Genomic DNA, 13,620 nt, shown 5'->3' with positions numbered 1-13,620 from the left:
AGTACATGCCCTCCAGCTCAAATTTCGCATAACTTGCCGCGGGGTCAAAGCTACAGCCTTGATCCAGGTCAAGCTACTCGCGATTTTCGGGGATTGCACTACCTTATAAGTTGCAATTTTTGGTAAACTGCGTTGCAGGCACCGACCTGCCCCCGGCAATACCGCTGGCCTGCGCCGGGGCGGCTTGCTAGATATCCACGCAAAGAACCGGGCAGAGATAAGGAGCCTTAGACGATGATCAGGATTTTTGCGTGTGTGCTGATGCTGCTGGGGCTGGCCGCCTGCGAGACCACCAAGGGCGCGGGACGCGACATCTCCAAAGCCGGCCAGGCGATCAGCGGCGCCGCGCAGGATGTGCAAGACGCGCTGTAAGCCCGTCGGATTTGAGACAGGACCGCCCGGCCCCAGGCCGGGCGTTTTTTATTGCAGGGCTATTCGATCCCCAGCAGCGCCTTGGCTTCGGCCAGAATGGCGACCGAGGCCGCATGATCGCCGCCGTCATGCAGGCTTTGCCCCTCGTCGCGCATGTCCTGAACATCGGCCAGGTCATCCTCGCTGAGGGCGGTTCCCGCCGCAATCGCCGCGTCGATCTTGGCGATATCCGCCGGGCACTGGCCGGAAAACGCCGGCGCCGCCAACAGGCACAGCGCCGCGGCCAGGGTGGTGAGTTTCACTGTTTTGGTGGTCATGGGGCCATCCTCCGAAAGTTTGGCTGATGGGAGGATAGCAGTATTGCGGCGGACTTTCAGCCGCGGGGGTGATGAGAGGGTGGAACCGGCGGAGGTTGGCGCATGGGGCTGGGCGGGTTTTGGCCGGGGCGGTCAAGCTGGTGCAGTCAGTACTGGCCGGCCGAATACCCGAATTCGGTAAGATTCGATCTGAACGCGGAGGGCAGCGCCCGGCCCTGGGTGGGTGCGAAGCGCCCTCCCCGTTTTGCCAGAGGCAAACCTGTGGTTTGACGGGAGGGTCGGGCGTTGCCCGGCCTTTCGGCTGGGCGGGGCTCTTGGGGGTCGTGGATACGAAAAACGGGGCCGTGGCCCCGTGTTGCTTTGTTTAGAAATGTAGCGTTGTCACCGCAGAACACTGAGGTGCGGGCACGCAATAGGCTGCGCCAACCGCTTTCGCCCGCGCGCCCTCGAAAAGGGACAGCCTTAGCTGTCCATTTTGAGGGCGGAAATAAACGCTTCCTGCGGGATATCCACCTTGCCGAACTGGCGCATCTTCTTCTTGCCGGCTTTCTGCTTATCCAGCAGTTTCCGCTTCCGGGTGGCGTCGCCGCCATAGCATTTGGCGGTCACGTCCTTGCGCAGGGCGGACAGGGTCTCGCGCGCGATGACCTTGCCGCCGATGGCCGCCTGGATCGGGATCTTGAACATGTGGCGCGGGATCAGTTCTTTCAGCTTTTCGCACATCGCACGTCCGCGCATCTCAGCCCGGTCGCGGTGCACCATCATCGACAGCGCATCCACCGGCTCGTCGTTGACCAGCACCGACATCTTGACCAGCGCATCCTCGCGGTAGCCGGTCATCTGGTAGTCAAAGGAGGCATAGCCCTTGGTCACCGATTTCAGCCGGTCGTAGAAGTCGAACACCACCTCGTTCAGCGGCAGGTCATAGACCACCATGGCGCGGGAGCCGGCGTAGGTCAGGTCCTCCTGAATGCCGCGGCGCTCCTGGCACAGTTTCAGCACGTCGCCCAGATAGTCATCGGGCACCAGGATCGTCGCCTTGATGCGCGGCTCCTGGATGTGGTCGACCTTGGACATGTCGGGCATGTCGGCGGGGTTGTGCAGGTCGGTCTTCTCGCCGTCTTTCATGTAGACGTGGTAGATCACGCTGGGCGCGGTGGTGATCAGCTCAATATTGTATTCGCGTTCAATCCGGTCGCGGATCACTTCGAGGTGCAACAGACCCAGGAAGCCGCAGCGGAAGCCAAAGCCAAGTGCTGCGGAGGTTTCCATCTCGAAACTGAAAGACGCGTCGTTCAGGGCCAGCTTGTCGATGGCATCACGCAGGTCTTCAAACTCGGCGGAATCGACCGGGAAGAGGCCGCAGAACACCACCGGCTGGGCCGGTTTGAAGCCCGGCAGCGCGACCTCGGTGCCGTTGCGGTCGTTGGTGATGGTATCGCCGACGCGGGTGTCGCGCACCTGTTTGATCGAAGCGGTGAGGAAGCCGATCTCGCCGGGGCCCAGAGACTCGATCATCTGCATCTCGGGGCGGAACACGCCGATGCGGTCCACGTGGTGCAGGGTGTCGTTGGACATGAATTTGACCCGCATGCCCTTTTTCAGGGTGCCATCCATCACCCGTACCAGCACGATGACGCCAAGATAGGCGTCGTACCACGAATCCACCAGCATCGCCTTCAGCGGCGCGTCGCGGGTGCCTTTGGGGGCGGGCAAATGCTGCACGATGGCTTCCAGCGTTTCGCGGATGCCCTGGCCTGTTTTGGCCGAAACCCGGATGGCGCCCGAGGCGTCGATGCCGATCACATCCTCGATCTGTTCAGCGACGCGATCACAGTCAGAGGCCGGCAGGTCGATCTTGTTCAGCACCGGCACGATCTCGTGGTCGGCCTCCATCGCGTGATAGACATTGGCCAGGGTCTGCGCCTCGACCCCTTGCGAGCTGTCGACCACCAGCAGCGAGCCTTCGACCGCACGCATGGAGCGGGAGACCTCATAGGCGAAATCGACGTGGCCGGGGGTGTCGATCAGGTTCAGCACATATGTCTCGCCGTCATCGGCCTTGTAGTCGATGCGGACGGTATTGGCCTTGATGGTGATCCCGCGCTCGCGCTCGATATCCATCGAGTCGAGCAGCTGTTCCTTCATATCGCGGTCCTTCACCGTGCCGGTCTCCTGGATGAGCCGGTCAGCGAGGGTGGATTTGCCATGGTCGATATGGGCGACGATGGAGAAATTGCGGATCTTTGAGAGCTCTGTCATGCAAGGGGATATGATTTGGAATCGGGGTTTGGTCAAGGCTGATTGAATGCATAAAGAAGACCAGTCTAGTAATGAGCTAGAGACATTGTTTCAGCTGTTGACCGCTGAACTAGATACACACGCTGCTGAACCATTCCACAACGTGCTTCTAGTTCGAACAGCGCTCAGCGCGCTACCGCTACTAGCCGCAGGGTTGCCCTCTCCAGAAGAAGGCGCTGAAGCCAACTTATATTTTTTTTGTCGCATCTTCGCAGCCTCATCACGCAGTGCTGTCACATCGGCGCTTCAGATGATCTGGCTTTGACGTCTTCAATCGAGGCGGCAATTGCGCAGGCGAAGGGAACTTCAAAACGACTGGGCATTTGGCTGCCAAACGGCAACGTCACGACTTTGGCGCAAGACATCGCTTTAAGACTGTCGGCACACACTTCCCAACCATCGGCGGCTGATATCCTTGGACACTACTTGTCATTTTTTGCAGCTGGGCCGTACCAACGTGAAATGCAGCGGATCAGGCAAGACCTAGAGCAGCTTCCTAACAATCCACGGCAGCTACACTATCGAAAGTTCGTAAGTTCGTTTGGCGCTTTGAACTGGAAAGAAAAACTGTCGCATGACTGTTGGACTTTCTGGCGCGCCTGGTACCAAGGCTTCCTAGAAGGACAACCGATAGACTGGGACCTCCAGCGCCGGATTGCCCTGATTGGCGATGCGGTCTGGGACGCAGGCCCCGAAGCCGTCGCAGCCGAAATCGAACGCATCAGGGCTGAGTTCAGCGCACCGCGAGCAGGCAAGGAACGCTTTCCCAAACACGAACCGAAGTCCGTGAGCCACTTGATCGAAAACCGGATCATCTCCTCCGCAAGCCTGCAAGGGCTGGCCGCGCAGGTCACTCACAGCATTGACCGCTTCCACGCAGAAACCGGCGCCAATGCGCTTCCTGATGCCTTGGAACCGCTCACGGCTTTGCCGGCCTTGCTGCTGGCAGTAACCTCCGCCATCCAGAATGCGCTGAGCAGCGAAACCATTGCGAGCGAAACGGAAGATCAACTGAGAGCTGAGGTTGGCCGTCTCAATGCCAAGGTCGCTGAGCTGGAGGGCAAAATCTCCGGGCTTGAGGCCGTAATCGCAAGCCTGCCCAAGTCAGAGCACAAGGGCATTTTGCATCTGCTTGCCCAAACAGCGCTGTGGGGCAGTCTTGCTGGCGGGCTTTGGATGCTGAGCGGAGAAGATGCCGACCTGCGCAAACGCTATGAAAGCCTGATCGAAAGAAAAGAGCAAATCCGCGGTCTTTTGATGCGGGACGGGCTGCCGCAGACACAGGTTGAGAAATCGCTCCGCCCGGCCGCAAGGCCGGGCCGCGCCTGACCTTCCCGTCAAACGGCAGGTTTGCCTGCGGCAAAACGGGAAGGCGCGTTGCACGTTCCCAAGGCCAGCCGTGCCCCTTCGCATTTTGCCTCTAAGACTAATGCTTGGGCGCGGGCACATCCCTCCCCCGCAGCACAAACCCCGTCAAATTCTTCGCTCTCCCTGCGCGCGGCGGCAAAATGCGCTATACTCGCCTCATTCCGCGAAACGCGCAGACCTCTGGTGGGAGCCGCAGCAAGGAGGACGACCCGTATGGATGCAATCAAAGCGACCGAATATGCCCGCGCGCTCTATAGCGCGCATGGCGACAAGGCCGAGCTGGAAGCCGCGCAGAAGATGCGCCGCTGCGAAGCAGCCGGCAAAGACGATGAGGCGGCGGACTGGAAAGCCGTGCGCCAGGCGATCCGCGCAATGCGCGGACCAAACCAGACCTGAGACCGGCAGCCGCTGGAGTGCCGGGCAGCCGGCGCTCCAGCCCTGCTGAACACTGGCCTTCTCAACACCCCGTTTACCATGATTGAAACGCGCCTTGGCTTTTGGCATACTGCGGGCAATTCCGCGGGCATCAGATCCGCTTGCCAAAAAACGGGGCACGAGCCAGATGAAATTTTTCCTGACCGCCGCGCTTTGCGCCGGGTTTCTTGCAGCATTTACCCCTTCAGAGGCCGAGGCTGGCGCGATTGAACGCGCCTGCCGCCAGTCGGACCGCACCGCCGCCTCGCCCGGCCTGTGCAACTGCATTCAGAAGGTGGCCAACCGCAGCCTGACACGATCCGAGCGCAAGACCGTCTCGAAATGGTTTTCCGACCCGCACCAGGCCCAGGTGGTGCGCCAGTCCTCCAACCGCACGGACGAACGGCTGTGGCTGCGCTACAAGGCCTTTGGCGATCATGCGGCGCGCAACTGCGGCTGAGCCTGCCGTCTCCACTCCCTGACCTGCACAGTAAAGGCGTCCCAACGAATGCCTTTGCCCGTTTTGATACATCTGTGCTGCGGCATTTTCGCAAGGGGGAAAGGCTGCGCCTTTGCCCCCCTTGACCGGGCTGCTGCAACGCGGAACAAACGGCGTAAGGTATTGGAGCGATTGCATGTTGATCAAAGGTGTTACCCTGCGCGGGCTGGAAGTGTTCGAGGCGCTGGCCAAGACCGGATCGGTGGCGCAGGCGGCAGAGATGACCGGCCTCAGCCAGCCCGCCGTCAGCCAGCAGATGCGCAACTTGGAAAAGGCACTGGACAGCGAGCTGATCGACCATGGCCGCCGCCCGATGGTGCTGACCGCCGCCGGGCGCAGTTTCCTGGCCCGGACCGAGGCGGTCTTGTCGGAGCTGCGGCTGGCGCAAAGCGAGCTGACGGTGATGGATCTCAGCCACTTGCAAGCGCTGTCGATCGGTCTGATCGATGATTTCGACAATGACCTGACCCCGCGGCTGGCTACTATTCTAGCGGACAGCCTGACCCAGTGCCGGTTCAAGATGATCACCGCCTCCAGCCATGACATTGTGCAGGCAATTGAGGCCCGCGAGCTGCATATCGCCGTTGCCGCCACCGCCGGCGGGCTGCATGAGGGGCTGGTGGAATACCCGCTGGTGCGCGATCCCTTCATTCTGGTGGCGCCGCGCGGCGCATTGTCCGATGCGGCACAGGCGGCGGAGCAGCTGCAGGATTTGCCGTTCCTGCGCTATGCGCGCGAGCAGCTGATCTCGCAGCAGATCGAGGGGCTGCTGGTGCGCCAGAAGCTGGAGTTTGAGGACCGGTTCGAGGTCGGCTCGCATCTGGCGCTGATGGCGATGGTGGCGCGGCGGATCGGCTGGGCGGTGACCACGCCGCTGGGATATATGCGGGCAGCACGGTTCCACGATCAGATTGATGCGTTCCCGCTGCCCTTTGGCGAGATGTCGCGGACAATCTCGCTGTTCACGGCCGCCGATTGGGCCGACCGGGTGCCGCGCGACGTGGCAGAGACCCTGCGCCGCCTGGTGCAGACCCAGATGATCGACCCGGCGGTGCAGCAGCTGCCGTTTCTGGCGGGCGGGTTCCGGGTGATCGGTGCATAACTACAGGGCCGCTTTCAGCCCTTTGGCGGCGGCCTCGATCAGATCCAGGCAACCATCGAAGTCGCGGGTGTAATAGGGATCGGGCACATGGTCCGCGCCGGTTTCGGGTGCGTAAGCTGTGAACAGGCGCACGGGGGTACCATTGCCTGCTGGGCGCAACGCCTCGATGTTGTCCAGATTTCTGGCATCCATTGCGATAATCAGATCGAAGTCTGCAAAATCATCGCGGTGGAACTGCCGCGCCCGCAAGTCCGAGATATCCAGCCCCCGTGCCCGCGCTGCTGCCTGCATCGGGCCGTAAGGCGGCTCGCCTGCGTGATAGGACGCGGTGCCGGCGCTGTCGGTCTCAGCTCCGGGGCTGAGCGCGCGGAACACGCCCTCGGCGGCCGGAGAGCGGCAGATGTTTCCTAGGCAGACAAACAGAATACGGGTAGGCATGCGTCTAAGGCTCCTGTGAATAGGGTCAGTGATAGGAGGTTCCGCGGCGATGAGAAAGAGCGCGAAGATTGTCATTCTGACCGGCGCCGGGATTTCCGCCGAAAGCGGGCTGGGTACATTCCGCGACGAAGGGGGCCTGTGGGCGCAGCACCGGATCGAGGATGTGGCAACCCCGGAAGGTTTTGCCCGCAACCCGGATCTGGTGCATCGCTTTTACAACGCCCGCCGCGCCCAGGCGGCTAAAGCCCGGCCCAATGCGGCGCATCGGGCGCTTGCAGGGCTGCAAAGGGACCACCCGGGCGAGGTGGTCATTATCACCCAGAACGTGGACGGGCTGCACGAGGCCGGCGGTGCGGCGGAGGTGCTGCATATGCACGGCACGCTGGCGGGCGCGCTTTGCGCTGATTGCGGCCACCGCTGGCCCGCGCCGCTGCAGATGCACACAGGCACGCCCTGCCCCGCCTGCACGGCGCCTGCGGGCCGGCCCGACGTGGTCTGGTTCGGCGAGATCCCCCATTTCATGGAGGAGATCTATGCCCATCTGGCGCAGGCAGATGTCTTTGCCGCCATCGGCACCTCGGGCGAAGTCTACCCGGCGGCGGCCTTTGTCGATGAGGCGCATCTGGCGGGTGCCCATACGGTTGAGCTGAATCTGGAGCCGTCCTCCGCAGCCTCCCGCTTTGCCGAGCGTCGCTTTGGTCCGGCCAGCGAAACCGCTCCAGTCTGGGTCGCTGAGCAGCTGGGCTAGCCCCAAACGGCAAAAAGCCCGCCATCCGGCGGGCTTTGGGCGCGAAGGAGGGCTGCAGCGCAGCCTGACGCCGCGCCCGCCCTGCCTTATCCTGCCCGGGTTCAGTTGGAGTGGCCGCCGTGGCCTTCTGCCTTGCGCTCCAAATCCACAGGCACTTCGATTTCGACCTCGCCGGCGTTTTCGAACACCAGCGTGACTTTCACCACATCGCCGTGGTTCAGCGCCTGGTTCAGCCCCATGAACATGATGTGATCGCCGCCGCGCTTCAGCATATGGGTATCGCCCTCGGCAATGGCAAAGCCTTCTTCGACATGCATCATCTTCATGACGCCGTCATCACCTTCCTTGTGGGTGTGCAGCTGCACCCTGGCGGCCACATCCGAGCGGACATCGATCAGCCGGTCATCGGCATGGGTCTGGTTCATGATCGCCATGAAAGCAGCACCGGCCTTGGCGGTGGGCGAGGACACCCGCGCGTATTGGTCATGGACCATGATCTTGTGGGCACCGTCTGCATAAGCGGATCCGGCCAAAGCGGCTGCTGCAGCGGCGGCAAGGAATACAGATTTCAGGGACATTTTATGCCTCCTCATAAGAAACGATTGAATTTTGGGGTAATGGGCTTGTCTGCAATCAGGCCGCAGGCGGCGAACGCGCGGTGGCCCTTGGTTTGAAATAGCTGCCAATGGCGGCCTTATGCGAAACCGCGTGCACACGGCCCGCTGGCTGCCCGGGAACCGGCAGCGTGGCAGGCGGCGCCACGGCGTCCAGCAGATGCATCACGCAATCGGGGCAGCTGTGCGGCGGCTGGACCGGCTGGCCTTCGCTGTCCACATAGATAACTTCCGGCCCCAGACCTGTGCAGATCACCATCTGCCCGGCCGCATCGCGCGCACCCTGCCGTGCAGCAGCGCTATGGCCTGTCAGGGCAACCGCAAGGGCCAGGAACAGGCCAAGGTTAAGGCGCAGAATGTGTTTCATCACAGGCTGATATGCCCGCCCTGTGCCGCCGCCGCAAGAGCCATCACCGCGGCAGATTGCGCAAACGCAAACACCGCGCCGGGTTTCCCCGGCGCGGTGCCTGTAACTGTAATCCGGTGAAAGGATCAGGCCAGTTCGGCCAAGCCAAGCCTATCAGGCTTCGGCGGCTTGTGCCTTGGCGATCTCTTTTTTCACTTTCAGGGCGGTGTCGGACAGCTCTTCGTTCTTGGCTTTTGCCAGGAAGGCGTCCAGACCGCCACGGTGATCAACCGAGCGCAGGGCTGCTGCGGAGATCTTCAGCTTGACACCGCGGCCCAGGGTCTCGGACTGCAGGGTCACATCATTCAGGTTCGGCAGAAACCGGCGGCGGGTTCTGTTTTTCGCGTGGCTGACATTGTTGCCAGTCATCGGGCCTTTTCCGGTCAGTTCGCAACGGCGCGACATATCATCATCCTTCGTTTTTCGGAGGTCCGGAGCAGATCCGGACCAAATCACAAGGGGCGCTGCCATTGGCTGCGCCCGAAAACTGGTCCGCTGCTCATACGATCAACCAGCAACAGCGTCAAGTGATTCAACTCAGCTTTCTTGAGGCGCTTACTGCCCGTTTTCCTGTTCGGCTGCAAGCCTTTCAAGCCGGGCGTCCGCAGCGGCGCCAAGCTGCGGCCTGCCGCGCTGGCGCGCGACCCGCGCCAGGCGCTGCCAATAGGTCTGCGAGCGCCTGCGCCGCTCTCTGTGCAGACCCAGAACCCGCGCCGCAGTCAGCGGCCCCGTGTGCAGCATGGACTGCAGATCCCAGAAACTGCCGCCCTCGCGGATCACCTGGCTGGCCGGGTGGCCGCCGCAGGACAGCCGGCACAGCTGCAGGTCGGGAAACACCGCCTGTATGTACAGCGCGTGGTTCAGGTCCATCTTGCGGAACGGATCGAACAGTACCACCCCCTGAACGCCGTGGCGGCCATAACAGATCAGGTCGCCCAGCGCCTCATCGAAAGCGGCCGCTTCCTTGCGGCGGCGGTCATGCGGCACCGCACCTTGCGCAATGGTGTATTGCGGCGAGACGGCGATCAGCCGCTTCAGGTTCAGCGCCGAAGAAAACCGCAACGCCCCGTAGCCGCCCATGGAAAACCCCATGGCCGCCGCGTCCCTATAGCCTTTGGTCAGGTTTTTCAGGCTGCGCGACAGCGCCTGGGTTTCGCTGTTCACATACCAATCATTGTTGCGGCACTGGATATGCAGATGCGCATAGCCGTGCCGGGTCATGTTTTTCACCGGGCCGCGGTCTTCGAATTCGCCCGCCACAGCGACCCGCTGGCGAAAGGTCGCAAACAGGCGCTTTGCCCCCGCGTTGAACAGCGAGGCGCGCAGCTTTTCGCCGTCAAAGACCCGGATCTCCTGCATGGCGGTCAGCCCTTCAGATGGTCCTGCAGCATCTGCTGCGCCGCCGCCGCCGGGGTCAGCGCACCCTTGGCCACCTGGCCGGACAGCTCTGCCATGGCGGATTGGGCACTGGCGGTATGCAGCCGCGCCAGCAATGCCTGGCGCACTTCCTGATCGAACCAGTAGCAGGATTGATCCGCGCGCCGCCGCTCCCAATGGCCGTTGTCGCGGCGCCAGACGGTCAGCGCCTGCATCTCTTCCCAGGCTTGTTCCAGCCCGTGTTCCTCGACTGCCGAGACCATCAGCGCCTTGGGGAAGCCCTCGGGGTCCTGCGGGCGCTTGCGCAACAGGCGCAGGGCACCCGCGTAGTCAGCGCAGGTGCGGGTGGCGACGGGTTTCAGAGGGCCGTCTGCCTTGTTGACCAGGATGAGGTCGGCCATTTCCATGATACCGCGCTTCACGCCCTGCAGTTCATCGCCGCCGGCGGGTGCCAGCAGCAGCAGGAACAGGTCCGACATCTCGGCCACCACGGTTTCCGACTGGCCGACGCCGACGGTTTCAACCAGCACCACGTCAAACCCTGCCGCCTCGCACAGGGCCACCGCCTCACGCGAGCGGCGGGCGACGCCGCCCAGGTGGGTCTGGCTGGGGGACGGGCGGATAAAAGCGTTCTTGTCGCGGCTGAGGCGCTCCATCCGGGTCTTGTCGCCCAGGATTGAACCGCCGGAGCGTGCCGAGCTGGGGTCCACCGCCAGCACCGCGACGCGCAGACCCAGCGCTGTCAGCATCATGCCGAAGCTTTCGATGAAGGTGGACTTACCCACCCCCGGTGTGCCCGACAGGCCGATGCGCAGCGACTGGCGTTTGTGTTTTGCCAGCTCCGACAGCAGTTCCTGCGCCTTGGTTCGGTGATCGTCGCGGCCGCTTTCCACCAGGGTGATGGCGCGCGCCAAGGCCCGGCGGTCGCCGGCCAGGATCTTCTGCTTCAGCTGTTCGGTATCCATGCGTGTCTTCCTGTCGTGATGGGCGGACCTTGGCGCAAGCGTGGCTGCAAAGTCCAGTCCCTGCCGTTTGCCGCGCAACCTACATCAGCCGATGCCGCAGAAAAGGCGGCAAATCCGCCGCGCTTGATCCGGTTTGCGCAAGCTCTACCCCGGCAGACTGGCCGCTGGACCTGACCGCCGGCTTTGGCGATAAGGCGGCATGACCAGATTGCCGATCGAAGACGCCCTCCCCGAACTGCTGGACGCCCTGCGCGGCCATCGCCGTGCTGTGCTGCAGGCGCCGCCCGGCGCGGGCAAGACCACCCGGGTGCCGCTGGCGATGCTGGAGGCGGGCCTGACCCAGGGCCGCATTGTGATGCTGGAACCCCGCCGCCTGGCCGCCCGCGCCGCCGCCGAGCGGATGGCGGAAACGCTGGGCGAGAAACCCGGCCAGACCGTCGGCTATAGGGTGCGCGGCGATGCCAAGGTCTCGAAGTCCACCCGGATCGAGGTGGTGACCGAGGGCATCCTGACCCGGATGCTGCAGTCGGACCCGGACCTGCCCGGCGTCGGCGCTGTGATCTTTGATGAATTCCACGAACGCTCCCTGAACGCCGACCTGGGGCTTGCCCTGTGTCTCGAAGTGGCCGGGGCGCTGCGCGATGACCTGATCCTGATGGCGATGTCGGCAACGCTGGACGCGGAACCGGTGGCGGCGCTGATGGAGGCGCCGATGGTCACCTCCGAGGGGCGTAGCTATCCGGTGGAGACGCGCTGGCTGGAACGCCCCCTGCCTGCCCAGGCCCGGCGCGGCGATGCATTGGCGGATCTGGTGGTGCAGGCGGAAAGGGACACCCGCAGCGCAGACAGGGATCAGGGCGGCGGCATTCTGGTGTTTCTGCCGGGTGAGGGCGAAATCCGCCGCGCTGCCGGTGCCTTGGCCAAACGCCTGCCCGGCCATTGCCATATCCGCCCGCTGTTCGGCGCCCTGCCCTTTGCCGAGCAGCGCGCCGCCATTCAGCCCGAAAAGGGCGGGCGCAAGGTGGTTCTGGCAACCTCGATTGCCGAAACCTCGCTGACCATTCAGGACATCCGGGTGGTGGTGGATATGGGGCAGTCCAGGCGGGCGCGGTTTGATCCCGGCTCCGGCATGTCGCGGCTGGTCACCGAAAAGGCCACCCGCGCCGAGGCCACCCAGCGCCAGGGCCGTGCAGGCCGGGTGGCCAAGGGCGTCTGCTACCGGCTGTGGACCAGGGGCGAGGAAGGCGCGCTGATGGGTTTCGCCCCGGCCGAGATTGAAAGCGCCGACCTTACGGATCTGGCGCTGGAACTGGCATTGTGGGGCGCAGCACCGGAGGATCTGTCATTCCTCAGCCCGCCGCCTGCCGGCGCGCTGAGCGAAGCGCAAGCGCTGCTGCAGATGCTGGGCGCGTTGACTGCGCAGGGGCGGATCACCAAACACGGCAAGGCGCTCTCATCCCTGCCGCTGCATCCCCGCCTTGGCCATATGCTGCTGACCGCCGGCCCGGCTGCGGCGCCGCTGGCAGCCCTCTTGGGCGAGCGCGACCCGCTGCGCGGCGCCCCTGCCGATCTGCTATTGCGGCTGAAGGCGCTAAAGGACCCCAAGGGGTTTGAACGCGCCCGCCCCTATCAGCTGAACCGCCCGGTGGTGGAGCGGATCAAAAGCGAGGCTAGGCGGCTGGAACGGCAGGCCGGGCGCGGCACCGCTACTGTTACAGGTACTGGCACGCTGTCCCCGGCAGCAATGGCCGCGCTGGCCTATCCCGACCGCATCGGACAGCGGCGCAAGGGCGACGCGCCGCGTTTTGTGCTGTCCGGCGGCAAGGGCGCGGTGCTGGAAAGCAGCGACACGCTGGCGGGGGCGCCTTTCATCGTGGCGCTGGACACCGACGGCAACCCGCGTGAGGCGAGGATCCGGATGGCGGCGCAGATCTCCCAAAGCGAAATCCGCGAGCTGTTTGCGGATCAGATCGCTTGGGATGAAATGTGCGAGTGGTCCAAGCGTGACCGCCGGGTGGCGGCCCGCCAGCAGGAGCGGCTGGGTGCCGTCGTGCTGGATGACCGGATCTGGAAGGACGTGCCGCCGGACGCGGTGGCGCGGGCGATGCTGGACGGCGTGCGCGACCTCGGCCTGCGGCTGTCAGGGGCTGGAGCACGGCTGGCGGCACGGGTGGAGCTGGTGCGCGGCGAAGGACATGATTTGCCGGATTTCTCCCTCCCCGGCCTGACGGATACGCTGGAAGACTGGCTGCTGCCGATGCTGGACGGGGTGAAATCTGCCGGGGACTGGAAACGTTTCGACCTGCTGCCCGCGCTGCGCGCCGCCCTCAACTGGGAGCAGACGCAGCTTCTGGACCGCGAGGCGCCGGGTAGTTTCATCACGCCGCTGGGGCGCAAGATCCCGATCAGCTATGACGGTGAGGTGCCGGAAATCTCGGTCCGTCTGCAGGAGCTGTTCGGCGTCAGCCGCCACCCATGCGTGGGCGGCGTGCCGCTGAAGATAGCCCTTTTGTCGCCGGCACAGCGCCCGATTCAAATCACCCGCGACCTGCCAGGTTTTTGGGCGGGGTCATACGCGGACGTCCGCAAGGACATGCGCGCGCAATACCCCAGGCATCCCTGGCCCGAGGATCCCACACAGGAAGACCCGACATTGCGGGCAAAACGGCGCAAATAGCCACCCGCAGCGCGCCGCAAGG

General features: G+C 63.8%; 15 protein-coding genes. 7 read left to right on the top strand and 8 right to left on the bottom strand.

Annotation, left to right across the window (positions count from 1 at the left end):
- Positions 1-234 precede the first annotated feature (234 nt).
- Positions 235-372, top strand: coding sequence for an entericidin A/B family lipoprotein (locus K3724_RS06295; protein ID WP_134830252.1), 138 nt, complete (start codon positions 235-237; stop codon positions 370-372).
- Positions 373-431: 59 nt separating this feature from the next.
- Here K3724_RS06295 and K3724_RS06290 read toward each other — a convergent pair whose 3' ends face one another.
- Together K3724_RS06290 and lepA are read right to left on the bottom strand one after the other, a co-directional pair.
- Entirely contained in the window at positions 432-689 is a 258-nt protein-coding gene (locus K3724_RS06290) for a hypothetical protein (protein WP_259991058.1), read from the bottom strand.
- A gap of 462 nt (positions 690-1,151) precedes the next feature.
- Positions 1,152-2,951 carry a translation elongation factor 4 gene (gene lepA, locus K3724_RS06285; protein ID WP_259991056.1) on the bottom strand — a complete coding sequence of 600 codons (1,800 nt, stop codon included), beginning with the start codon at positions 2,949-2,951 and terminating at the stop codon, positions 1,152-1,154.
- A gap of 237 nt (positions 2,952-3,188) precedes the next feature.
- Between lepA and K3724_RS06280 the strand changes: the two genes are divergently transcribed.
- The 4 genes from K3724_RS06280 (at position 3,189) to K3724_RS06265 (ending at position 6,373) form a co-directional block, all read left to right on the top strand.
- A complete protein-coding gene (locus K3724_RS06280; RefSeq protein WP_259991055.1) occupies positions 3,189-4,319 on the top strand; it encodes a hypothetical protein in 1,131 nt (376 codons plus the stop codon).
- 252 nt (positions 4,320-4,571) lie between these two features.
- A complete protein-coding gene (locus K3724_RS06275; protein WP_259991053.1) occupies positions 4,572-4,754 on the top strand; it encodes a hypothetical protein in 183 nt (60 codons plus the stop codon).
- Positions 4,755-4,920: 166 nt separating this feature from the next.
- Positions 4,921-5,232, top strand: a complete 312-nt coding sequence (locus K3724_RS06270) for a hypothetical protein (protein ID WP_259991051.1) — start codon at positions 4,921-4,923, stop codon at positions 5,230-5,232.
- 175 nt (positions 5,233-5,407) lie between these two features.
- Complete coding sequence (locus K3724_RS06265; protein ID WP_259991049.1) at positions 5,408-6,373, top strand: LysR family transcriptional regulator; 966 nt, start codon at positions 5,408-5,410, stop codon at positions 6,371-6,373.
- Here K3724_RS06265 and K3724_RS06260 read toward each other — a convergent pair whose 3' ends face one another.
- Positions 6,374-6,811 carry a low molecular weight protein-tyrosine-phosphatase gene (locus tag K3724_RS06260; protein WP_259991047.1) on the bottom strand — a complete coding sequence of 146 codons (438 nt, stop codon included), beginning with the start codon at positions 6,809-6,811 and terminating at the stop codon, positions 6,374-6,376.
- Positions 6,812-6,860: 49 nt separating this feature from the next.
- Between K3724_RS06260 and K3724_RS06255 the strand changes: the two genes are divergently transcribed.
- Positions 6,861-7,559, top strand: coding sequence for an NAD-dependent deacylase (locus K3724_RS06255; RefSeq protein WP_259991045.1), 699 nt, complete (start codon positions 6,861-6,863; stop codon positions 7,557-7,559).
- Positions 7,560-7,660: 101 nt separating this feature from the next.
- On the opposite strand, the gene K3724_RS06250 is transcribed toward K3724_RS06255, so the two are convergent.
- The 5 genes from K3724_RS06250 to meaB form a co-directional block, all read right to left on the bottom strand.
- Positions 7,661-8,137 carry a copper chaperone PCu(A)C gene (locus tag K3724_RS06250; protein WP_259991043.1) on the bottom strand — a complete coding sequence of 159 codons (477 nt, stop codon included), beginning with the start codon at positions 8,135-8,137 and terminating at the stop codon, positions 7,661-7,663.
- 55 nt (positions 8,138-8,192) lie between these two features.
- The gene (locus tag K3724_RS06245) at positions 8,193-8,540 is read right to left on the bottom strand and encodes a hypothetical protein (RefSeq protein ID WP_259991041.1); all 348 of its coding nucleotides are present in this window, start codon (positions 8,538-8,540) and stop codon (positions 8,193-8,195) included.
- Between the two features lie 153 nt (positions 8,541-8,693).
- Positions 8,694-8,984, bottom strand: coding sequence for a 50S ribosomal protein L28 (gene rpmB / locus K3724_RS06240; protein ID WP_129370271.1), 291 nt, complete (start codon positions 8,982-8,984; stop codon positions 8,694-8,696).
- A gap of 150 nt (positions 8,985-9,134) precedes the next feature.
- Entirely contained in the window at positions 9,135-9,938 is an 804-nt protein-coding gene (locus tag K3724_RS06235) for an alpha/beta hydrolase (protein WP_259991038.1), read from the bottom strand.
- Positions 9,939-9,943: 5 nt separating this feature from the next.
- Positions 9,944-10,921, bottom strand: coding sequence for a methylmalonyl Co-A mutase-associated GTPase MeaB (gene meaB, locus K3724_RS06230; RefSeq protein ID WP_259991036.1), 978 nt, complete (start codon positions 10,919-10,921; stop codon positions 9,944-9,946).
- A 199-nt stretch (positions 10,922-11,120) separates the two neighbouring features.
- On the opposite strand from meaB, the gene hrpB reads away from it, so the two are divergent.
- On the top strand, positions 11,121-13,598 hold the full coding sequence (hrpB, locus tag K3724_RS06225) for an ATP-dependent helicase HrpB (protein WP_259991034.1): 2,478 nt from the start codon (positions 11,121-11,123) through the stop codon (positions 13,596-13,598).
- Positions 13,599-13,620: the final 22 nt, after the last annotated feature.

The organism is Leisingera sp. M658 (assembly GCF_025144145.1).
GTDB lineage: Bacteria > Pseudomonadota > Alphaproteobacteria > Rhodobacterales > Rhodobacteraceae > Leisingera.
This window is presented reverse-complemented; position numbering and strand designations above follow the sequence as displayed.